The following is a 21,991-nucleotide window of genomic DNA, read 5'->3' on the forward strand; positions in this document are numbered from 1 at the left end:
CCCCGGCCCACCCACCCGCACACGACGAAGCCCCCGGCGAAACGGCCGGGGGCTTGTCGTGGGGGAGTCTCAGGTGCCGAGCGTGCCGAGGTACAGGCCGATGACCTTCGGGTCGTTCAGCAGGTCGCGGCCGGTGCCGGTGTAGGCGTCGCGACCCTGGTCGAGGACGTAGCCGCGGTCGCAGATCTGCAGGCAGCGGCGCGCGTTCTGCTCGACCATGATGGTCGTCACGCCGGCCTTGTTGATCTCCGACACCCGCAGGAACGCCTCGTCCTGACGCGACGGCGACAGACCGGCCGACGGCTCATCGAGCAGCAGCACGTGCGGGTCCATCATGAGCGCACGGCCCATCGCGACCATCTGGCGCTCACCGCCCGACAGCGAACCGGCGCGCTGCTGCAGTCGCTTCTTCAGGTCGGGGAAGATCGACGTCACGAACTCGATGCGCTCCTCGACGACCTTCGGCCGCTGGTACGCACCCATCTGCAGGTTCTCGGCGATCGACAGGCTCGGGAACACGTTGTTGGTTTGCGGCACGAACCCGACGCCCTTGGCGACGAGCTTGTTGGCGCGCAGGCCCGTGATCTCCTCGCCGTTGAGCACGACGGCGCCCGAGCGGATCTTCACCTGGCCGAAGATCGCCTTGAGCATGGTCGACTTACCGGCGCCGTTCGGGCCGATGATGCCGATCAGTTCGCCCTTGGCGGCGGTCAGGTTGGCGCCGTTGAGGATGTTCACGCCCGGCAGGTATCCGGCGTGCACGTCCTTCAGCTCGACGACGTTCTGCACGGGTGCGGTGGCGGTGGCTCCGGCCGGTGCGGCGGCGGTGTCGCTCACTTGTTCTCCTCCGTGGTTCCGGACTCCGATGCCGCCGTGTGCGTGGCATCCGAGTCGACGGCGTCCTGCAGCTCGTGCGCCTGCGCGGCGAGCGCCTCGCCCTCGGCGCTGAGCTCGCCCGCGTAGCGGCCGGTGACGACACCGAGGTCGACGTCCTGGTGGGCGCCGAGGTACGCGTCGATGACCGCCTGCTCCTTCATGACCGTGTCGGGCGGGCCCTCAGCGACGACCTTGCCCTCGGCCATCACGACGACCCAGTCGGCGATGTGGCGGACCATGTGCATGTCGTGCTCGACGAAGAGCACGGTCATGCCGAGGTCCTTCAGATCGAGGATGTGGTCGAGCAGCGACTGCGTCAGCGCCGGGTTGACGCCTGCCATCGGCTCGTCGAGCATGACGAGCGTCGGGTCGCTCATGAGGGCGCGGGCCATCTCGAGGAGCTTGCGCTGACCGCCCGAGAGCGATGCCGCGAAGTCCTTCTCCTTGGCGTCGAGCTTGAAGCGTGCGAGCAGGCCGCGCGCCTTCTCTTCGATCTGGGCTTCCTGCTGCTTCCAGAGGAAGGGGAGGATGCCGCGCCAGATGGTCTCGCCGCCCTGGCCGGGCGCACCGAGCTTCATGTTCTCGAGCACGGTCAGCAGGCCCAGCGACTTCGTCAGCTGGAACGTGCGGACCTGTCCCATGCGGGCCGTCTTGAACGCGGGGATGCCGGCAAGGTTGCGGCCGTCGAACGACCACTGCCCCTCGTTCGGCTTGTCGAACCCGGTGAGCAGGTTGAACAGCGTCGTCTTGCCGGCACCGTTCGGGCCGATGAGCGCGGTGATCGCGCCGCGCGGGATCTCGAGGTGGTCGACGTCGACGGCCGTGAGGCCGCCGAAGACGCGCTTCACACCGTCGGCGACGATAATCGGGTCGACCTTCTCGACACCCGGGCGGATCTCGCCCTTGTGCAGACCGGTCGACTTCGGACGCGGGGTCGGGGGTGCAACGTCAGCGGACAAAGGTCAGCTCCTTCTTGTTGCCGAGGATGCCCTGCGGTCGGAAGATCACGAGCAGCATCAGCGCGACGCCCACGAGGACGAACACGAGCATCTGGCTCTGCTGCGGCGAGAGGAACGGCAACCAGCCGATCTTCACGAGCGCGGGGAGCAGGTTGGAGAGGAACGCGCGGACGACCCAGAACAGCACCGCGCCGAGCACGGGACCGAAGATCGTCGCCGCGCCGCCGAGGAGCAGCGCCGTCCACACGTAGAACGTCTGCGAGGTGACGTACACGTTCGGGTTGACGTTCGTACCCATCGCGGTGACGATGCCGCCGGCCGCGATGATGACGCCGCCGACGATGAGCGCCTGCATCTTGAACGCGAACACGTTCTTGCCGAGCGAGCGCACGGCGTCTTCGTCCTCGCGGATGCCGCGGATCACGCGGCCCCACGGGCTGCTCATGAGCAGCCAGACGAAGAGCACGACGATCACGATCGTGATGAGGCCGACGATGATGACCCACCACGTGTTCGACGAGTACGTCCACGGGCCGATGCCGTAGGTGCCGGCGGGGAGCGGGTTGCTCGCCCGGAAGCTGGCCTGGAAGCCCGACAGGCCGTCGGCGGAGCCGGTGGTCTCGCGGAACGTCGAGGTCAGGAACAGGAGCCGGACGACCTCGGCCGCCGCGATCGTCACGATGGCGAGGTAGTCACCGCGCAGTCGCAGCGTCGGGATGCCCATGACGAGCGAGAACAGCACCGCGCCGACGAGGCCGACGAGCACGGCCAACGGCCACGGCAGCCCGAACGTGAGCGTCGAGATCGCGAAGCCGTACGCGCCGATGGCCATGAAGCCGGCGACACCCATGTTGAGGAGCCCCGCGAAGCCGAAGTGCACCGAGAGGCCGATCGCGGCGAGCACGAAGCCGAGCGTGGTCGGCGACAGGATCTGCGCCGCCGTGTTGTTGAGGATCTGCAGGAAGTCCATGAGCCGTTATCCGATTCGCTCTCGGCGTCCGAGGAGGCCCTGCGGACGGAACAGGAGGATGACGATCAGCACGACCAGGGCGCCGACGTACTTGAGGTCGGAGGGGATCCACAGCGTGGAGACCTCGACGAGCAGACCCACGATGAGCGAGCCGAGCAGAGCGCCGAACGCCGTGCCCAGACCACCGAGCGTGATGGCCGCGAAGATCAGCAGCAGGATGCTCGTGCCCATGTCCCACTTGATGCCGGGACGGAAGTACGCCCACAGCACACCGGACAGGCCGGCGAGCGCCGCCGCGAGGATCCAGACGATCCGGACGACCGCGTCGACGTCGATGCCGCTCGCAGCAGCCAGCGACGGGTTGTCGGAGACGGCACGGGTCGCGCGGCCGATGCGGGTACGCATCAGCCACCACGCGAAGGCGATGATCACGAGGATCGAGATGCCCATGCTGACCACGTCGGTCACGGAGAGGCTGATCGGGCCGAGCCCCGGGATGTTCGCGGTCGCGCCACCGGGGAGCGTCTCGGTGCCGCCGCCGATGCCCATCTGGAAGATGTAGCGCAGGGCGAGGGAGAGACCGATCGAGACGATCATCAACTGCACGGTGCCGAGGCCCTTGCGACGCAACGGCCGCCACAATCCGGCATCCATCCCGTAGCCGAACAGTCCCGAGACGATCACCGCCAGCGGGATCGCGATCCAGATCGACAGGTCGAGGCCGACGGCGAACAGCATGGCTGCGAGCGCGCCGAAGGTCACCATCTCACCGTGCGCGAAGTTCGAGAGGCCGGTCGTGCCGAACACGAGCGACGCACCGATCGCGGCGAGGGCGAGCATGAGACCGAAGTTGAGGCCGTTGACGGCACGCGAGACGAACTGGTCCCAGAACGAGGTCGTCGTGCGTTCGGCGGCCTCGAGCGTGAAGTTCGCGGCGACGGAGCTGCCGGCGCCGAACGTCACGTCGCGGGAGAACTCGAAGCCCTCAGGAGCATCGGTCCCTTCCGGGAGCGAGTCCGCGTCGACGGTGACCGTCCAGGCGCCGTCCTTATCGGGCACACCGAGCGCGACGCGACCGTTCTCGTCGGTCTGGCCCTCGCCTTCGAAGCCACGAGCCGAGACCGCGACGGTGACGCCTTCGACGCCCTCACCGCCGGTGCGGACGTTGACGTTCACCGTGAACGGCAGGTCTTCTTCGGTCTGGGCGAGCGCGGGGTTCGCCAACCCGAGCAGCATCGCGCCCGAGAACAGACCCGCGAGGACCGTGATGAACGCACGTCGCCATCGAATGCGGGCGCGCGAAGAGTGGGTGGTCGTCACCGACACCTCCTGGTTGAAGCATGGTCAGCGCGCAGAGGTACGGGTGCCCGCGGCGCCACACGACCGTATCCAGCGATTGTTGCCGGAGTGTTTCCCTGCCGCAACCAATGACACCCGGCTGATTCGGCCGATTCGGTATCGATATGGCATCGGTCCCACGGATGCCGCGGCGAGCGAGGCCCGGATGGCGCGGCATCCAGGAATGAATCCGCCCCCGCGAGCCTTAGAATCTCTACAGGCCGCCGCGACGCAGGAGAAGTACATGGAGCACAACGACCCGTTCGGATTCGTGGGACTGACGTACGACGACGTCCTGCTCCTCCCCGGTCACACGGACGTCATCCCGTCCGAGGCCGACACTTCGTCCCGGGTCACGCGCCGTATCACCGTGGCGACGCCGCTGCTGTCGGCCGCGATGGACACCGTCACCGAGTCGCGCCTGGCGATCGCCATCGCGCGCGAGGGTGGCATCGGCATCATCCACCGCAACCTCTCGATCGCCGATCAGGCGTCGATGGTCGACCGCGTCAAGCGGAGCGAGTCGGGCATGATCACCGACCCGATCACGACGACGCCGGATGCCACGATCGAAGAGGTCGACTCGCTGTGCGGGCAGTACCGCATCTCGGGCCTCCCGGTCATCGACAACGACGGTCGCCTCGTCGGCATCGTCACCAACCGCGACATGCGCTTCGTCTCGGGCTTCGAGCGGCAGACGACCAAGGTCCGCGACGTCATGACGAGCGAGGGCCTGGTGACCGGCAAGGTCGGCATCGGCGCGAACGACGTCATCGCCCTGTTCGCCCACCACCGCGTCGAGAAGCTGCCCCTCATCGACGACGACGGCAAGCTTGCCGGCCTCATCACCATCAAGGACTTCGACAAGAGCGAGAAGTACCCCCTCGCCACCAAGGACGACCAGGGTCGCCTGCGTGTGGGAGCTGCGATCGGCTTCTTCGGTGACGCGTGGGAGCGCGCCGAGGCGCTCCGCGACGCCGGTGTCGACGTCATCGTCGTCGACACCGCGAACGGACAGTCGGCGGGCGTCATCGACATGGTGAAGCGGATCAAGGCGGATGCCACGTTCGCGCACATCGACGTCATCGGCGGCAATGTCGCGACGCGCGAGGGCGCCCAGGCGCTCATCGACGCGGGTGTCGACGCGGTCAAGGTCGGCGTCGGACCGGGCTCGATCTGCACGACTCGCGTGGTCGCCGGTGTCGGCGTGCCGCAGGTCACCGCGATCTACGAGGCATCGCTCGCCGCACGCGAGGCGGGCGTCCCGATCATCGCCGACGGCGGCCTGCAGTACTCGGGCGACATCGCGAAGGCACTCGTCGCCGGCGCCGACAGCGTCATGCTCGGTTCGCTCCTCGCCGGCACCGACGAGTCGCCGGGCGAGGTCGTCTTCCAGGGTGGCAAGCAGTTCAAGCTCTACCGCGGCATGGGGTCGCTCGGCGCGCTGCAGACCCGCGGCAAGAAGACGTCGTACTCGAAGGACCGCTACTTCCAGGCCGACGTGCCGAGCGACGACAAGCTGATCCCCGAGGGCATCGAGGGCCAGGTCGCCTACCGCGGCCCCGTCTCGGCCGTCGCGTACCAGCTCGTCGGTGGCCTGCGGCAGTCGATGTTCTACGTCGGCGCCCGCACGATCGAGGAGCTCAAGTCGCGCGGCAAGTTCGTGCGCATCACCTCGGCCGGCCTCAAGGAATCCCACCCGCACGACGTGCAGATCGTCGTCGAGGCGCCCAACTACAAGCGCTGATCACTGGCGCGGCATCCGCTCGCCGTCTCCTGATCCAGAGGAGGAAGCCGCGTCAGATCGTCGAGATCGTCCGACTGAGGACGAGGTCGGCCATGCCGATGAGGACGACGTCCTCGTCGTGTGAGCCGGGACGGACGCGGCACGGGCGGCCGATGCCGATGCGGCGGAACCGTGCGATCGCGGACTCCGCAGCTGCGGCGATCGCCGCGACGTCGATGCCGTGCGGCCCCTCGATGACGATCTCGGGAACGTCGAGCATCGCGACCGCGGGGGCCAGCTGCTCGCCGAGCACCGTGCCGACCCGTTCGACGAGTTCGGAGTCACCACCCTGTTCGAGCAGGTGGCGGATCGTCGCCTCGACGGTCGCCTCGGAGTCGCCGGGGCCGGCCATCGTGATGTGACCCAGCTCGCCGCCGGCGTTGTTCGCGCCGCGCACGAGGTGGCCGTTCACGATCGCCGCGCCACCCAGGCCGGTGCCGATGCGGACGAGCAGCAGATCTTCACTGCCGTCGGGGTCGAGCTCTGCGATGACCGCGGCGTTCGCGTCGTTCTCGACGATCGTGGGCACGCCGTACCGGTCGCCGATCTGCGCGGCGAGCGGCAGGTGCCGCCACCCGAGGTTCGTCGATTCGACGACCGTGCCGGTGCTGTCGACGACGCCGGGGGAGCCGATGCCGATGCCGGCGACCCGCGCGCCCGCCGCCGAGTGCAGGCGGTCGATGAGCTCGACGACGGCGGTGACCGCGCCGGCGCCGGTGCGGTCGCCGGTGACCTCGGCCCGGTGCACGATGTCGCCGGTGACGGTGAGGACGGCGCCGTGGAAGCGGTGCGGCTGGCTCAGGTCGACGGCGATGATGGCGAAGGCCGAGGGGTCGACTTGCAGCAGCGTCGCCGGCTTGCCGGGGCGCCCTTCGGACGCCCGCGCGCCGGTCTCGACGAGGATGCCGTCCGCGACGAGCCCGCCGACGAGGTCGGACACGGTGATGCGGGACAGTCCGGTGGTGCGGGCGACGTCGGCGCGACTCACGTCTGGTGTGCGCAGCACGGTGCGGAGGACGAGGGTGCGGTTGTGCGCGCGGGCGTCGGCGGGGAGCAGCTTCTTCGTCTCGGAACGAGTCACCGGGCTCTGCCGAACCATCGCTGGACTCCGTCCCTCACCGATACGGGCGCGTGTCATCGGGCTCACCCGCTCACATGATGCCACGTGAGCCGGGGCAGCGGATGCCGCGACGGGCGCGGGGGCCCCACCGGTAGGCTGGGGGCGTGAGCATGGAAATCGAGATCGGTCGCGCCAAGCGGGCCCGCCGGGCCTACGCCTTCGACGACATCGCAGTGGTGCCCTCGCGTCGTACCCGCAACCCGGAGGACGTCTCGACCACCTGGTCGATCGACGCCTACAGCTTCGGCATCCCGGTGCTCGGGGCTCCCATGGACTCCGTGATGAGCCCGCGCACCGCCATCATGCTCGGCCAGCTCGGCGGCCTCGGCGTCCTCGACCTCGAAGGCCTCTGGACTCGCTACGACGACCCCGAGCCGCTGCTCGACGAGATCGCGGCGCTCCCCGCCGACGGCGCGACCCGTCGCATGCAGGAGCTGTACTCGGCGCCGATCAAGCCCGAGCTCGTCCGCGACCGCCTCGCCGAGGTCCGCGCCGCTGGCGTCACCGTCGCCGGCGCCCTGACGCCGCAGCGCACGCAGGACCTGTACGAGACCGTCGTCGCTGCCGGCGTCGACCTCTTCGTGATCCGCGGCACGACGGTCTCCGCCGAGCACGTCTCGAGCGAGACCGAGCCGCTGAACCTCAAGAAATTCATCTACGACCTCGACGTTCCCGTCATCGTCGGTGGCGCGTCGACCTACACCGCAGCACTCCACCTCATGCGCACCGGCGCGGCCGGCGTCCTCGTCGGGTTCGGCGGCGGCGCGGCATCCACCACCCGCGCGACCCTCGGTCTCCACGCGCCGATGGCGACGGCGGTCGCCGACGTCGCCGGCGCGCGTCGCGACTACCTCGACGAGTCGGGCGGGCGCTACGTCCACGTGATCGCCGACGGCGGCGTGGGCACCTCGGGCGACATCGTCAAGGCGCTCGCGATGGGCGCCGACGCGGTCATGCTCGGCGTCGCGCTCGCGCGTGCGACCGACGCGCCCGGCCAGGGCTTCCACTGGGGCCCCGAGGCGCACCACGCGAAATTGCCCCGCGGCCTCCGCGTTCAGCCCGGCCAGGTCGCCCCGCTCGAAGAGATCCTGTACGGCCCCGCACCGGTCGCCGACGGCACCGCGAACCTCATCGGCGCGCTCCGCAAGTCGATGGCCACGACCGGATACTCGGACCTCAAGGAGTTCCAGCGCGTCGAGGTCGTCGTCGCGCCGTACGCCTCGCACTGATGAGCTCGACCCGCACCACCGACGACGTCCCCGACGTCTTCCCGCCCACGCTGCGGGAAGTCATGCTCCGACCCTTCTGGATCGGCATGCTCGGGGTCGCGCTCGCGGTTGCGGCGATCTTTGCCTGGCTCGGTCAGTGGCAGCTCGGCAACGCCATCGACACCGACCCGCCGCCCGCCGGCGCGACCGAGCAGGTCCGCCCGCTCGGCGACGTCGTATCGCCGGGGGAGTACCTCGCCGAGCCGCTCGTCGGTCAGCGCGTCGAGGTGTCGGGATCGTTCGTCGCGGGCGACTTCCTCGTCGTCTCGTCGCGGTTCGACGACGGCGAGCCGGGCTTCTGGGTCGCCGGGCAGTTCCGCGTCGACCCCGCGACCGCCGGCGTCGAGGATGTCACGTCGCTCGCCGTTGCCGTCGGCTTCACGACCGATCGAGCGGATGCCGAGGCCGCGGCATCCGCGCTGTCCGAAACGCCGCCACAGGACGTCACGCTCACCGGCCGCATCATCTCGGACGAGGGCGCACAGGCGCCCCCGGCGGGTGCGGACCCGATGGAGCTCACGCGGATGTCGCCGCCGGCGCTCCTCTCGCAGTGGACCGACGCCGCCGGCATCGACGTCTACCGCCCGTACCTCGTGTCGGCCGACGCGTTCGGCGGGCTCGGCGACATCCACTCGCCGGCGCCGAGCGAGCTCTCGTCGGTCAACTGGCTCAACATCTTCTACGCCATCGAGTGGGCGGTCTTCGCGGGCTTCGCGTTCTACATGTGGTACCGACTCACCCGCGACGCGTGGGAGAAGGAGCTCGAAGCCCTCGAGGGTGACCCTGACGACACCGAAGCGCCCTTTGCGCGCCCGTAGACTGGAACCCATGCCCGTCCAGCCCAAACTCGCCTCGTTCCCGGCGATCCGCGGCGCGCTGAAGTTCTACCAGATCGCGTCGGTCATTACCGGAGTCGGCCTGCTGCTGCTGCTCGCGGAGATGATCCTCAAGTACACGCCGCTGCACGTCGAACTCTTCGCCGGCGGCTCGGGCGGGTTCCTGTGGTTCGCCGGCGTCATCGCCGGTCCCGACTGCGCCTGGTGGTCGCTGTTCTTCCCGTCGACCAACGACTGCGAGATGACCTCGCTCGGCGACGGCGTCAACATCTCGCTCGCGATCCTCGTCGTGCACGGCTGGTTCTACGTCGTGTACCTGTTCGCGTGCTTCCGCGTGTGGAGCCTCATGCGGTGGCGCTTCCCGCGCTTCCTCCTCCTCGCCCTCGGCGGTGTCGTGCCGCTCCTCTCCTTCTTCATGGAGACCCGCGTCGCCCGCGACGTGAAGTCGTACCTCTCGTCGCGCGAAGCCGCCGCGGCATCCACCCCCACCCCCACGGAGACCCGGTGACCGAGCAGACCGAAACCTCCCAGCGCCCCGTCCTGGTCGTCGACTTCGGCGCCCAGTACGCACAGCTGATCGCCCGCCGCGTCCGCGAGGCCGGCGTGTACAGCGAGCTGGTGCCCCACACGGCCACCGCCGCGGAGATCGCCGAGAAGAATCCCGTCGGCATCATCCTCTCCGGCGGACCCTCGTCGGTGTACGAAGAGGGTGCGCCGCAGCTCGACGCCGGCGTCTTCGACCTCGGCATCCCGACGCTCGGCATCTGCTACGGCTTCCAGGTGATGGCCAAGACCCTCGGCGGCGAGGTCGCGAACACCGGCCTCCGTGAGTACGGGGCGACGGATGCCACGATCGTCACCGACAACGTCCTCCTCGGCGGCCAGCCGGTCGAGCAGAACGTGTGGATGAGCCACGGCGACCAGGTCTCGGCTGCGCCCGAGGGCTTCGAGGTGCTCGCCCGCACGGCGGCCACCCCGGTCGCCGCGTTCGCCGACGACGCCCGCAAGTTCTACGGCGTGCAGTGGCACCCCGAGGTGAAGCACTCCGACCACGGTCAGCGCGTGCTCGAGAACTTCCTCCACAAGGCAGCGGGTCTCGCGTCGGACTGGAACAGCGACAACGTCATCACCGAGCAGGTCGAGAAGATCCGCGCGCAGGTCGGCTCTGGCCGCGTCCTGTCGGCGCTGTCCGGCGGCGTCGACTCGGCCGTCTCGACGGCGCTCGTGCACAAGGCCGTCGGCGACCAGCTCACCGCGGTGTTCATCGACCACGGCCTCCTCCGCAAGGGCGAGCGCGAGCAGGTCGAGAACGACTACGTGGCATCCACGGGCGTCCGTCTCATCACGGTCGACGCGCGCGAGACGTTCCTGAACGCCCTCGCCGGTGTCAGCGACCCCGAGCAGAAGCGCAAGATCATCGGCCGCGAGTTCATCCGTGCGTTCGAGAAGGTCCAGCAGGAGCTCATCGCCGAAGCCGCCGCCGAGGGTGACCCGATCGGCTTCCTCGTGCAGGGCACGCTGTATCCCGACGTCGTCGAGTCGGGCGGCGGCACCGGCACCGCGAACATCAAGAGCCACCACAACGTGGGCGGCCTGCCCGAGGACCTCCAGTTCGAGCTGGTCGAGCCGCTGCGGGCGCTCTTCAAGGACGAGGTCCGCGCGATCGGCCGTGAGCTGGGCCTCCCCGAGGTCATCGTCTCGCGCCAGCCGTTTCCGGGGCCCGGCCTCGGCATCCGGATCGTGGGTGAGGTCACCGCTGACCGTCTCGAGATTCTGCGTGACGCCGACGCCATCGCCCGCGCGGAGCTGACGAAGGCCGGCCTCGACGGCGAGATCTGGCAGTGCCCGGTCGTGCTCCTCGCCGACGTCCGCTCGGTGGGTGTCCAGGGCGACGGCCGCACCTACGGCCACCCGATCGTGCTGCGTCCGGTCTCGTCGGAAGATGCGATGACCGCCGACTGGACCCGCCTGCCCTACGACGTGCTGTCGAAGATCAGCAACCGCATCACCAACGAGGTCCGCGACGTCAACCGCGTCGTCCTCGACGTGACGAGCAAGCCCCCGGGGACCATCGAGTGGGAGTGAAGCTCCCCTGAATGACGGATGCCGCGGCCCTCGGGTCGCGGCATCCGTCGTTTCAGGGACGACTTCAGGTGGCAGTTCTCGTCGGTTCGGCAGGCGCGTAGCGGCGTGTCCTGCCACCTGGAGTAGCGGCTCAGCGCGCGAAGCGCAGTGTCACGATCTCGAAGGGGTGCAGCGCGAGCGCACCGGTCGAGGTGCATTCCGGTGGATGCTTGACACGCCGGTGTCCGGGCGCGAGAGTTGCGGCCAAGGACGGTGAGGCGTCCGACACCACCCGAGGTGAGGAGGCGTGCGTGCTCAGACGACCCCGCACGCAGCCGTTCGCGCAGTTCCTCCTCGCGATCTCGACACTGATGATCCTCGGGACCCTCGCACTGATCGACCTCTCGCGAATCACGCCTCTGGTCGTTCTCGGCGCCGGAGTGATCCTCCTGAATGCCGTGATCATGACCCTGGTCTGGCGGGCGCGTCCCGGGAGGAACACCGGGTGGCTGGCGATCATCCCGTTGGTGGACATCCTCGCGTGCATCCCCATCCGCAACGCCGGATTCGACGTGCTCCCGACGGCGGGACTCCTGGTCATCTTCCCGCTCGGCTGGCTCGCTTTCGCGTTTCCGGTCGGGACGGTCGTGGCAGGAGTCGTGCTCACGGTGCTCCTCCCGCTGACCGCCCTGCTGCGACTGGACGGAGAGAAGACCCTGGCCGACTGGGTCGCGCTCGGGGCGCTCCCGCTCACGATGGCACTCATCGCCCTGACCATCAGGATCATCGCCCGCGATCTCAAACGGGCCCGCTCGCACGCGGAGAGCGTGTCCAGCAGGCTCACCCACGCGCTCCGGTCCTCGGAGCGCGACGGTGCGGTCCTGCGGGCGCTCCTCGACGCCACAGACGATGCGATCGCCGTGTACGACACCGACGGTCAGCCCGTCCTCCTCAACGCCATGGCTGCGGAGATCACCGCTCGGGCGCACATCGGGGCGCTCACGCAGGAGACGCCGTTGCGTGCCGTCTTCGCCGCCGATGGCGTCACCCCGCTGCGGATCGGTCCCGACTTCGTCGAAGCGGTACGCGCCGGTGTGTACGCCGCCCCACGCGTACTGCAGCTCGGGGAGGATCCGAGGCGAGTGCTCCAGCTCATCGTCCGTCCGGTCGTCCACGACGGCGAGGAGATCGGCATCGTCGCCGTCGCGCAGGACGTCACCGACCTAATCCACGCGGTCGAGGTGCGCGACCGGTTCCTCAGCACCGTCGGTCATGAGTTCCGGACCCCGCTGACGGTGATCCTCGGCCACGCCGACATCGCGATCATGCGCGAGGACGGCGACCAGGACCGCTGGAGCGCCGTCGAGCGTTCCGCCGAGCGGCTTCTTCGCCTCGTGGAGCGCCTGATCGCCGCGGGCCACTCGTCGCTCGACGTCGAATCGCGGTCGGGCGTCGCGCACGTCGGGGCGGTCGTAAAACACGCGGTGCGCGAAGTCACCGCACGGGCGCAGGAGCGCGGCATCCGCATCGTCGTGGAGACCCTGCCCGACCTGTCCGCGCAGATCGCCGTCCGCGATCTCTTCTCGATCGTCGAAGAGCTCGTGCGCAACGCGGTCGAATTCACCCCGGAAGGCGGCCCGGCGGTCGTCGTCTCAGCGCGTGCCGACGGGACGGATGCCGTGATCTCGGTCGTCGATCGCGGGGTCGGAATGAGCGAGGGGGAGCGGCTGCAGGCCTTCGACCGGTTCTACCGGACCCCCTACGCGCGTGGCCACGCGATCCCGGGGACGGGCATCGGCCTGTCCATCGCGGCATCCCTCGCCGAAGCGTACGGCGGCTCGGTCACCCTCGACGCGGGCGAGCCCGACGGGACGGTGGCCACGCTGCGGGTCCCCGTGCAGTGAACTCCGCCCCGGCGGGCGATCGCCTGCTGGGCGCCGGTAAGACCGCCGCGAACGACGAAGGCCGCCCGGCGAACCGGACGGCCTTCGAGCGGGATGCTGCGTCAGTCGCTGCCGCGCAGGATCGCGATCATGCGCAGGATCTCGACGTAGAGCCAGACGATCGTGACCATGATGCCGAAGGCGCCGATCCAACCGAACTCGCGAGGAGCACCGTTGCGGGCGCCCTGCTGCACGAGGTCGAAGTCCTGCACGAGCGAGTAGGCGGCCATGATCACGACGAGGACACCGATGATGAGTCCCAGCGGGATGCCGGCGATCTCGGCGCTGTAGAGGCCGAAGTTCCCGTCGATGGCGCCTGTCCACATGAGGACCAGGTTCACCAGGCCGAACACGAGGTAGCCGCCCATCGCGATGAGGAAGATCTTGTTCGCCTTCTTGCTCACGCGCACCTTGCCGTTGGCGAAGAGCGCGAGCGTGACGCCGACGACGGCGAGGGTGGCGATCGACGCCTGGATGACGATGCCCGACCAGACCACCTCGAAGAACGCCGAGATGCCGCCGACGAACAGGCCCTCCGCCGCAGCGTACGCCCAGACGAGACCGGGGCGGACCTTCTTGCGCGACGTGAAGGTGATGACGAGCGCAAGGACGAAGCCGACGAGCGCGCCGATGATCCACGGCATCATCGAGAGGCCATTCGGCGCAGTCGCGTCGAGCGTGCCGCCGAGCGTCCAGAACCACCCGACGAGCGCGGTGACGAGCAGGATGCCGAAGAGGCCGGCCGTCTTGATGACGGTGTCCTCGACGGTCATGCGGCCCGTGTTCGTCGAGCCCGCGGCGGGAGCGGCGTACATGCCCTCCAGCTGCGCGTTGGCTGCGGCATCCGCAGCCTGGTGGGAGGCGGTCGAGTACGCGGTCTGCGCGGCAGGAGGCGTCAGGCCGGGGCGCTGCTGCTCCTGGAAGACCGGATTGTTGAAGGCGAAATTGCCGGACGCTGCCATGGTGTGTCTCACTCCAAAGATCGAGGCACAGCGCGATGCTGTCGATCCAGCGTATCCGACCGGATTTCCGGGAACACCGTTCGGTCCTGTGAGAGCCCTATGAGCAGGGCGGATGCCGCTCGGTAGCCTGGTCCACATGCCTCGTCGCACCCCGCTCGTGATCGGCCACCGCGGCGCCCCCGGGTACCGACCCGAGCACACCCGCTCGTCGTACGATCTCGCGCTCGAGTTCGGCGTCGACGCCGTCGAGCCCGACGTCGTGTTCACGAAAGACCACGTCGCGGTCGTGCGGCACGAGAACGAGATCGGCTCGACGACCGACGTCGCAGACCATCCCGAGTTCGCGGACCGGCGGGTCACGAAGACGATCGACGGCCGCGACCTCACCGGGTGGTTCACCGAGGACTTCACGTGGGATGAGCTCGCCACGCTCCGCTGCCGCGAGCGGCTGCCGAAGCTCCGGCCACGGAGTGCCTCCTTCGACGGCGCGCAGCCGATCCTCCGCCTGCGCGAGCTGCTCGACCTCGTCCGACGCGTCGGGCTGGAGCAGGGACGTGAGATCGGCGTCGTGCTCGAGATCAAGCACGCGACCTACTTCTCGGGGCTCGGATACGACGTCGCAGGGCTCCTGGCGGCCGAGCTCGCCGCTGCATCGTGGGATGCGGGGCAGCTGCCGCTGTGGGTCGAGTCGTTCGAGCAGACCGTGCTGACGCAGCTGCGCGACCGCGGCATCCGAGGGTCGTACATCTACCTGCTCGAGGCGGCAGGCAAGCCGTTCGACCTCGTCGCGACGCGCGGGCTCGACGCGCCGACGTACGGCGCCCAGCTCGCGCCGAAGGGGCTCGAGCGGCTCGCCACCGAGGTCGACGGGATCAGTCTCGACAAGAAGATCGTCCTCGGCGACCGCAGCGGCAAGGTCGGCCCGGCGTCGGTCGTGGCGGCCGCGAAAGCCCTCGATCTCCGGGTCTTCACCTGGACCGCACGCCCCGAGAACGCGTTCCTCGCGGGTCCCTTCCGGCGCGGCCGGGACAAGGCGGCGCACGGCGATTGGCAGGGGGAGTGGCGGATGCTCGCGGATGCCGGTGTCGACGGCGTCTTCGTCGACCATCCCGACCTGGGTGTCGAGTTCTTCCGCAGCTTGGCGCGCTAACATGGCCCGCGGTGCCCACCGCACCCCGTGTAACTACCTGATCCGGAACGCATCAAGGCGACACGCCAGCTCTTGTTTCTCCGGAGGAGTCATGTCACGCCGCTCGATGTCCGAGCTCGTCCGTGCCGTCGGCACGTGGTACTTCGCGATCGCCCTGATCGCACGTCTGCCCTACGCGATGATCGTCGTCGGGGTGCTCACGATGGTCGTCGATGCGCGCGGATCGCTCGCCGTCGGCGGACTCACCTCGGCGATGGTCGGCCTCGGCACGATCATCACCGGGCCGCTCATCGGTGCCGCCGCCGACCGGTGGGGGCAGCGCCCGGTGCTGCTCCTCGCCGCGGTCGTGCAGACCGTCGTGCTCCTCGCGCTCGTCGCCGTCGCCTACAGCGGCGGGGCGCTCGGCCTGCTCCTGATGGTCGCCGCGCTCGCCGGAGCGACCGCGCCGCAGGTGTCACCGATGTCGCGGGCGCGGCTCGTCGGGGCGATCGACCGCGTCGACACACCAGACCGAGGGCGCCTGCGCGAAGCGACCATGGGCTACGAGTCGGCGGTCGACGAGGTCGTCTTCGTGTTTGGGCCCGTCCTCGTCGGCGTCGTCGCGCTCGCGGCCGATCCGGCGGCGCCCGTCCTCGCGGCCGCGGCCCTCACGCTGCTGTTCGTCTCCGCGTTCGCACTCCACCCGACCGCGCGCACGACCGCGCACGCCGAGGCGCTCGCGGCACGCGCACCCGCGGCGGCCGTCCTCCGTTCCGGCACCCTCGTGGCTGCTGCCGGCACGTTCGCCACCGGCCTGTTCTTCGGGGCGATGTTGACCTCCCTCACCGCGTTCGCGGGCGAACGCGGCTTCCCAGAGCAGACCGGCATCCTCTACGGGATCATGGGCGTCGGCTCGGCGGTGCTCGCGCTCGCCGTCGGGCTGCTCCCGCGGCGGTTCACACTGCCGTGGCGATGGATCGGTTTCACCGCGGTCGTCGTCATCGGTGCGGTGCTCGCGACAGCGGCATCCGGTGCCGTGTCGATGGGCTGGGCGCTCGCGCTGGCCGGATGCGGCATCGGCCCGACGCTCGCGACGGTGTACGCGATCGCCGCCGCCCGGGCGCCGCGGGGTCGCGAGGCGACCGTCATGTCGATCCTCGGCTCATCGGTGATCGTCGGGCAGGCGCTCGCCAGCATGCTCGTCGGGCTGCTCGCCGAGGGCGTCGGTGCGGGCGCCGCGCTGTGGACGCCACTCGTCGCCGCGGTGCTCCTGCTGGGCGCGGGCGGCGCCAACCTGCGCGTTCGCCGCGATGTTCCGGAGCGCGTGACCGTCGCCCCGTAGGGTGAGCGGCATGACAACAACGGGCATTGTCGCGGAGGGGGTGCGGCGATCCTTCGGACAGGTCCACGCCGTCCGCGACGTCACATTCCAGGCGCCTGCGGGCGCAGTCACCGGCCTCGTGGGGCCGAACGGATCGGGGAAGACGACGCTGCTCCTCATGCTCGCGTCTCTGCTTGCCCCCGACGCCGGCACGATCCGGATCGGTGGGATCGATCCGGTCGAAGACCCGGCGGCGGCGCGTGCGCTGCTCGGCTGGATGCCGGACAGTCTCGGCGCCTGGCCGTCGCTCACCGCCCGCGAGACGATCGCGGTCACCGGCCGCCTGTCGGGGCTCGACCGCGCGGCATCCGCTGCACGTGCAGCCGAACTCCTCACGACCGTCGGACTCGACGACCTCGGCGACGCGCCCGCGAAGGTGCTGTCCCGCGGCCAGAAGCAACGGTTGGGCCTCGCTCGCGCGCTCGTGCACGACCCGAAGGTGTTGCTCCTCGACGAGCCGGCATCGGGACTCGACCCGCAGGCGCGCGTCGACCTCCGGATCCTGCTGCGCCGCCTCGCGGCCGAGGGGCGGACGATCCTCATCTCGAGCCACATCCTGTCCGAGCTCGAAGAGGTCGTCGACGACGCCGTCTTCCTGCTGCGCGGCGAGACGGTCCGCGCCGACCGGATCGCCGAAGCGGCCACCCGTGCGCGGACCTGGCGCATCAGGCTCGCTGATCGGGATGCCACGGCGGCAGCTCTGCCGGTTGCCCAGGCGCTCGGCCTCGACGTCGCCTCGATCCCCGTCGACCGGCGCGACCTGCTCGTCGCTTTCGTCGGCGACGAGTCGGCGGCCCAGGGCCTCACGGCGCTCGTGCAGGCGGGGCTTCCCGTCGCCGAGTTCTCGGCATCCACCGGCATCCTCGAACACACCTTCCTCGACCTCGAAGGAGGTGCGCGATGAACCTCACCCGGTTGTGGACGATCGCCCGGCTGGAGTTGACCCAGCGCATCCGGACCGTCTCCTGGTATGTGCTCCTCGGGGTCTTCGCCGCCCTCTTGCTCGGCGCGACGCTGCTCGCCTTCCTCTCCTTCTCCGGCATGGACTCGAGCGGCCCCGGCGTGTACTCGACGGTCGTGTTCATCACACTGCTGCTCGTCGTGCTCGTCTCGCCGACGCTCAGCGGCAACTCGATCAACGGCGACCGCGACGCGGCGACACTGGCGCCGATCCAGGTCACGCAGGCGACGACCGCGGACATCCTGCTCGGCAAGTTCCTCGCAGCCTGGATCACCGGACTGGCGTTCGCGCTCGTCGCGGTCCCGTTCCTGATCGTCGCGTCGCTCGCCGGCGGAGTGAACCCGCTGACCGTCGTCGTGTCGGCGCTCGTCCTCATCGTCGAGACCGGCTTCGTCGCCGCGCTCGGCATCGCCCTGAGTGGCATCCTTGCGCGTCCGCTGTTCTCCGTCGCGGCGACGTATCTGGTGGTCGCCGCGCTGACGGTCGGCACGTTCATCGGCTTCGGTCTCGTCGGTTCGAGCATCACCTCCGAGCAAGTCAGCCGGTACCAGAGCGCCGAGTACGACGCGAGCGGGGACCCGGTGTGCGTGGATGACAACGGGAACTGCTGGAACGAGCCCGAACGGATGGTGTGCGGCGAGTGGCAGGAAGACCGCTGGCGGACGCCGCGGTTCGATCGGGTGTGGTGGCTGCTCGCCCCGAACCCGTTCGTGATCCTGGCGGATGCCACGCCCGTCGAGTTCGACCGGGAGGGAAACCCCAACGACCTCTTCGGCTACGCCAAGGTCGGCATTCGATCAACGCAGATCCCGCCGGAACTCGAGACCACGTGGAGCGAGTGCGAGCCGTACGAAGAGCAGCAGTACGACACCCCCGAGGAGATCGTCGCGAAGACCGTGCCGAGCTGGTTCGTGGGGCTCGGCGGGCAGATCGTGGTCGCCGGGCTGTTGCTCTGGTGGGCCGCAGTGCGCACCCGCACCCCGGCACGCAAGCTGCCGCCAGGCACACGGATCGCGTGATCCCGTCCCGATCGGCCAGGTGAGGATCTTCTCATCTGGCCGATCGGTGCTTGGGGGAATTGTCGGGCGATGCATAGCCTCCTATCAGCCTCGGCGTCGGTGACCCCATCGGGTGCGCCTCCCCAGCCGCCGGGCATTCCCAGAAGGAAAGGCGGTTCCCTCTTGCACCGACGCACACTGGCAGTCGCGGGCGTCATCGCGCTCTCCCTGCCCACAACAGCGGCCTTCGCCGCGACGGATGCCGACAGCTCGCCGCTGTCGCGCTTCGAACAGTCCGGCTCCAGCGGAAAGATCGACAGCGCCATCTCGGCCGGCGCGATCGACGCCGACCGGGCGGTCACCGTCGTGGTCGAGATGGAAGGCGACCCCGTGGCGGTCGTCCAGGCCGACGAGGGGCGCACGCTGAACAAGAGCGAGCGCTCGGCGGTGAAGAAGGAGCTCAAGAGCGCGCAGGACGCGATCCGCGGTGAGATCACCGAACGCGGCGGCAAGATCCGCGCGCAGATGCAGTCTGCCTACAACGGCATCCAGGTGACGCTCCCGGCCGCGCAGGTCGACGAGGTCGCGGCGCTCCCGGGCGTCGTCGGCGTCCACCAAGTCGTCGTCCACGAGCTCGACAACGCCGTCTCGGTCCCGTACCTCGGCGCCCCTTCCGTCTGGGAGGACACCGGCTACACCGGTGAGAACGTCAAGGTCGCGATCCTCGACACCGGCATCGACTACACGCACGCCGCGTTCGGCGGGCCTGGCACGGTCGATGCCTTCGAGGCTGCCGCGGCAACCTCTACGGCTCCCGCCGACCCGGCGCTCTACGGCCCGAACGCACCGCGGATCAAGGGCGGCATCGACCTCGTCGGCGACGCGTACGACGCCGGCGGCACGGGCGCAGCGCTCATCCCCGTGCCCGACGACAACCCGCTGGACTGCCAGGGCCACGGCTCCCACGTCGCCGGGACGACCGGTGGTTCGGGCGTCCTGCCCGACGGCTCGACCTTCACCGGCCCGTTCGACTCGACCACGCCCGACGTCGACTTCAAGGTAGGACCGGGCGTCGCGCCCGAGTCCGACCTCTACGCCGTCCGCGTCTTCGGTTGCGACGGCTCGACCGACGTCACCGTCCAGGCGATCGACTGGGCCGTCGACAACGGCATGGACGTCATCAACATGTCGCTCGGCTCGTCCTTCGGCCGCGGTGACGACCCCAGCGCTGTCGCAGCGGCCAACGCCGTCGGTGCCGGCGTCGTCGTCGTCGCATCCGCCGGCAACTCCGGTCACAACCCGTACCTCACCGGTTCGCCCGGCTCGGGTGACGGCGTGATCTCTGTCTCCGCGATCGACAGCTCCGCGTCGTTCCCCGGTGCCGAGATCACCGTCGGCGGCGAGACGATCGAGGCGATCAACGCGAACGGCGAGTCCGTCGCCGACCTCGGCGAGCTGACCGTCGTCCGGCTGACCGACGACCCGGCCACGACCGCGAACGAGGCGCTCGGGTGCGCGGCATCCGATTACACCCGCGTCGGGATCGTCGAAGGCGGAAATCAGATCGGCGTCAGCACGCGAGGAACGTGCGCCCGCGTCGCCAAGGCGATCTTCGCCCAGCAGGCCGGTGCCGCCGCAGCCGTCATGGTGAACAGCACCGACGACCTGCCGCCGTACGAAGGCGCGATCTACGACAACCCCGACGACGGCACACCGTACGAAGTGACCATCCCGTTCCTCGGGGTGCGTTCCTCGTCGGGCGCTGCGCTCGCCGACGGTGCGACGGCCACGTTCGCCGACGCGCAGATCGACAACCCCGCGTTCACGAGCTACGCCTCGTTCACGTCCGCCGGTCCCCGCAGTGGTGACAGCGCGATCAGCCCCGATGTGGCTGCCCCCGGTGTCTCCATCGCCTCGGCCGCGGTGGGAACGGGCTCGTCTCCCGCGATCATGTCGGGCACCTCGATGGCTGCCCCGCACGTCGCTGGCGTCGCTGCACTCTCGGTGCAGGCGCACCCGAGCTGGAACGCCGAGCAGGTCTCGGCTGCGATCGTCTCGACTGCAGACCCCGACAAGGTGGGTGGCGTCAACCCGACCCTCGGTGGCCTCGGACTCGTCGACACGGCGCAGGCCGTCGGCACGACGTTCACGGCAACCGGTGACCGGTTCCGCACCGAGGACGGCTGGATGCGCGAGTCTGCGCTGAGCTTCGGCTTCGACGAGTCGACCTCCTCGGTCGGTGGCAAGAAGACGGTCACGGTCACCAACCACGGAAAGAAGGCCGCGACCTTCACCGTGAAGACCGAGTCGAGCGCGCAGTCGCTGCCCGCGAAGGTGTCGGTCGACACGAAGAAGATCACGGTCCGTGCCGGTGGTACGGCCAAGGTCAAGCTGTCGGTCTCGGCCAAGGCGTCGTCGATCCCGGGTTCGCTCGGTGAGGACCAGTACGCCTTCCACGAGATCTCCGGCAACGTGGTCTTCAGTTCGTCGGATGCCACGCTCCGGGTGCCGTACCTGCTGGTGCCGCGCTCGAACAGCGAGGTCAAGGCCTCGGGCACGCTCGCGAAGAAGGGCAAGGTGACCGATGGGAAGCACACGCTGACCCTCGACAACCGCACCGGCGCGATCGACGCGATCGCCGACGTGTACACGTGGGGCCTGTCCGACAAGAAGGACGCACCGAAGTCGATCGCCGACACCGGTTACGACCTCCGCGCGGCCGGCGTGCAGACCTTCGAGTCGGCGACGGGCGACGAGGTCGGCGTGTTCGCGGTGAACACCCACTCGCGGTGGTCGAACGCGGCCAGCAACGAGTTCGACGTCGTGATCGACACCGACCGTGACGGCACGCCCGACTGGGTCGTGTTCTCGTACGACTCGGGCGCGATCCGCACGGGCAGCGTCGACGGTGTGACCGAGGTGTTCCTGCAGGAGATCGCCACCGGCGGTCTCTACGCGAGCGGATTCCTGGCGCAGGCGCCGACCGACAGCAGCACCATCCTGCTGCCGTTCTACACGGCCGACCTCGGCATCGAGGGTGCGTTCGACTACACCGTGCAGTCGTTCAGCCTGACGACCGACGGGACCGACGCGTTCGCGGGCGCCGCGACGTTCGACCCGGCCGACCCGGCGATCAGCAACGGCCAGTACGAGACGGTCTCGAAGGGCAAGACCGCCAAGGTGACGGTGGAGACGGATGCCGCCGCGTACGCAGACCAGAAGCCGCTCGGCTCCATGATCGTCGTCCCCGACAACGCGTCGGGCGCCGGCGAGGCGCTGTTGGTTTCCGTGAAGTAGCCGCGGACCTGCACAGTGGGGGGGGGGGGGGGGGGGGGCGGGCCCCCCCCCCCCCGGGGGGGGGGGGGGGGGGGGGGGGGGGGGGGGGGGGGGGGGGGGGGCC

Annotated in this window: 17 protein-coding genes; 11 read left to right on the top strand and 6 right to left on the bottom strand. The window is 69.6% G+C overall.

From position 1 onward, the window contains the following. Positions 1 to 69: 69 nt before the first annotated feature. Genes QNI14_RS14005 through QNI14_RS14020 form a run of 4 tightly spaced genes read right to left on the bottom strand, consistent with a single transcriptional unit; the run spans position 70 to position 4,125 of the window. Positions 70 to 837, bottom strand: coding sequence for an ABC transporter ATP-binding protein (locus QNI14_RS14005; RefSeq protein ID WP_283717245.1), 768 nt, complete (start codon positions 835 to 837; stop codon positions 70 to 72). Continuing rightward, on the bottom strand, positions 834 to 1,835 hold the full coding sequence (locus QNI14_RS14010; RefSeq protein WP_283717246.1) for an ABC transporter ATP-binding protein: 1,002 nt from the start codon (positions 1,833 to 1,835) through the stop codon (positions 834 to 836). Before QNI14_RS14010 ends, QNI14_RS14005 begins: the two co-directional genes overlap by 4 nt. Continuing rightward, positions 1,825 to 2,805 (bottom strand): branched-chain amino acid ABC transporter permease, encoded by a 981-nt coding sequence (locus tag QNI14_RS14015; protein WP_283717248.1) that lies wholly within the window; start codon positions 2,803 to 2,805, stop codon positions 1,825 to 1,827. Before QNI14_RS14015 ends, QNI14_RS14010 begins: the two co-directional genes overlap by 11 nt. A gap of 6 nt (positions 2,806 to 2,811) precedes the next feature. Further along, the gene (locus QNI14_RS14020; RefSeq protein ID WP_283717249.1) at positions 2,812 to 4,125 is read right to left on the bottom strand and encodes a branched-chain amino acid ABC transporter permease; all 1,314 of its coding nucleotides are present in this window, start codon (positions 4,123 to 4,125) and stop codon (positions 2,812 to 2,814) included. 262 nt (positions 4,126 to 4,387) lie between these two features. Here QNI14_RS14020 and guaB point away from each other — a divergent pair, with 262 nt between their 5' ends. Then, positions 4,388 to 5,890, top strand: coding sequence for an IMP dehydrogenase (gene guaB / locus QNI14_RS14025; protein ID WP_283717250.1), 1,503 nt, complete (start codon positions 4,388 to 4,390; stop codon positions 5,888 to 5,890). Positions 5,891 to 5,942: 52 nt separating this feature from the next. On the opposite strand, the gene QNI14_RS14030 is transcribed toward guaB, so the two are convergent. After that, complete coding sequence (locus tag QNI14_RS14030; RefSeq protein ID WP_283717251.1) at positions 5,943 to 7,010, bottom strand: ROK family transcriptional regulator; 1,068 nt, start codon at positions 7,008 to 7,010, stop codon at positions 5,943 to 5,945. A gap of 149 nt (positions 7,011 to 7,159) precedes the next feature. Between QNI14_RS14030 and QNI14_RS14035 the strand changes: the two genes are divergently transcribed. From QNI14_RS14035 to QNI14_RS14055, 5 genes are all read left to right on the top strand, one after another. Further along, complete coding sequence (locus tag QNI14_RS14035) at positions 7,160 to 8,278, top strand: GuaB3 family IMP dehydrogenase-related protein (RefSeq protein ID WP_283717262.1); 1,119 nt, start codon at positions 7,160 to 7,162, stop codon at positions 8,276 to 8,278. Beyond that, positions 8,278 to 9,135 (top strand): SURF1 family protein, encoded by an 858-nt coding sequence (locus tag QNI14_RS14040; protein ID WP_283717252.1) that lies wholly within the window; start codon positions 8,278 to 8,280, stop codon positions 9,133 to 9,135. The genes QNI14_RS14035 and QNI14_RS14040 overlap by 1 nt, the downstream gene beginning before the upstream one ends. A gap of 10 nt (positions 9,136 to 9,145) precedes the next feature. After that, on the top strand, positions 9,146 to 9,661 hold the full coding sequence (locus QNI14_RS14045) for a DUF3817 domain-containing protein (protein ID WP_283717253.1): 516 nt from the start codon (positions 9,146 to 9,148) through the stop codon (positions 9,659 to 9,661). Then, positions 9,658 to 11,238 carry a glutamine-hydrolyzing GMP synthase gene (gene guaA, locus QNI14_RS14050; protein WP_283717254.1) on the top strand — a complete coding sequence of 527 codons (1,581 nt, stop codon included), beginning with the start codon at positions 9,658 to 9,660 and terminating at the stop codon, positions 11,236 to 11,238. Before QNI14_RS14045 ends, guaA begins: the two co-directional genes overlap by 4 nt. A 290-nt stretch (positions 11,239 to 11,528) precedes the next feature. Further along, complete coding sequence (locus tag QNI14_RS14055; RefSeq protein ID WP_283717255.1) at positions 11,529 to 13,121, top strand: sensor histidine kinase; 1,593 nt, start codon at positions 11,529 to 11,531, stop codon at positions 13,119 to 13,121. 101 nt (positions 13,122 to 13,222) lie between these two features. On the opposite strand, the gene QNI14_RS14060 is transcribed toward QNI14_RS14055, so the two are convergent. Next, complete coding sequence (locus QNI14_RS14060) at positions 13,223 to 14,122, bottom strand: Bax inhibitor-1/YccA family protein (protein ID WP_283717256.1); 900 nt, start codon at positions 14,120 to 14,122, stop codon at positions 13,223 to 13,225. A 136-nt stretch (positions 14,123 to 14,258) separates the two neighbouring features. Here QNI14_RS14060 and QNI14_RS14065 point away from each other — a divergent pair, with 136 nt between their 5' ends. The 5 genes from QNI14_RS14065 (at position 14,259) to QNI14_RS14085 (ending at position 21,888) form a co-directional block, all read left to right on the top strand. Then, positions 14,259 to 15,272: a glycerophosphodiester phosphodiesterase family protein gene (locus QNI14_RS14065; RefSeq protein ID WP_283717257.1), complete on the top strand. Its 1,014-nt coding sequence runs from the start codon at positions 14,259 to 14,261 to the stop codon at positions 15,270 to 15,272. Between the two features lie 91 nt (positions 15,273 to 15,363). After that, the gene (locus QNI14_RS14070; RefSeq protein WP_283717258.1) at positions 15,364 to 16,593 is read left to right on the top strand and encodes an MFS transporter; all 1,230 of its coding nucleotides are present in this window, start codon (positions 15,364 to 15,366) and stop codon (positions 16,591 to 16,593) included. Positions 16,594 to 16,603: 10 nt separating this feature from the next. Beyond that, positions 16,604 to 17,536: an ABC transporter ATP-binding protein gene (locus tag QNI14_RS14075; RefSeq protein ID WP_283717259.1), complete on the top strand. Its 933-nt coding sequence runs from the start codon at positions 16,604 to 16,606 to the stop codon at positions 17,534 to 17,536. Further along, on the top strand, positions 17,533 to 18,612 hold the full coding sequence (locus tag QNI14_RS14080) for an ABC transporter permease (protein WP_283717260.1): 1,080 nt from the start codon (positions 17,533 to 17,535) through the stop codon (positions 18,610 to 18,612). The genes QNI14_RS14075 and QNI14_RS14080 overlap by 4 nt, the downstream gene beginning before the upstream one ends. A 162-nt stretch (positions 18,613 to 18,774) precedes the next feature. Beyond that, positions 18,775 to 21,888, top strand: coding sequence for a S8 family peptidase (locus QNI14_RS14085; protein ID WP_283717261.1), 3,114 nt, complete (start codon positions 18,775 to 18,777; stop codon positions 21,886 to 21,888). Positions 21,889 to 21,991: the final 103 nt, after the last annotated feature.

This window comes from Microbacterium dauci (assembly GCF_030065535.1).
Classification (GTDB): domain Bacteria; phylum Actinomycetota; class Actinomycetes; order Actinomycetales; family Microbacteriaceae; genus Microbacterium; species Microbacterium dauci.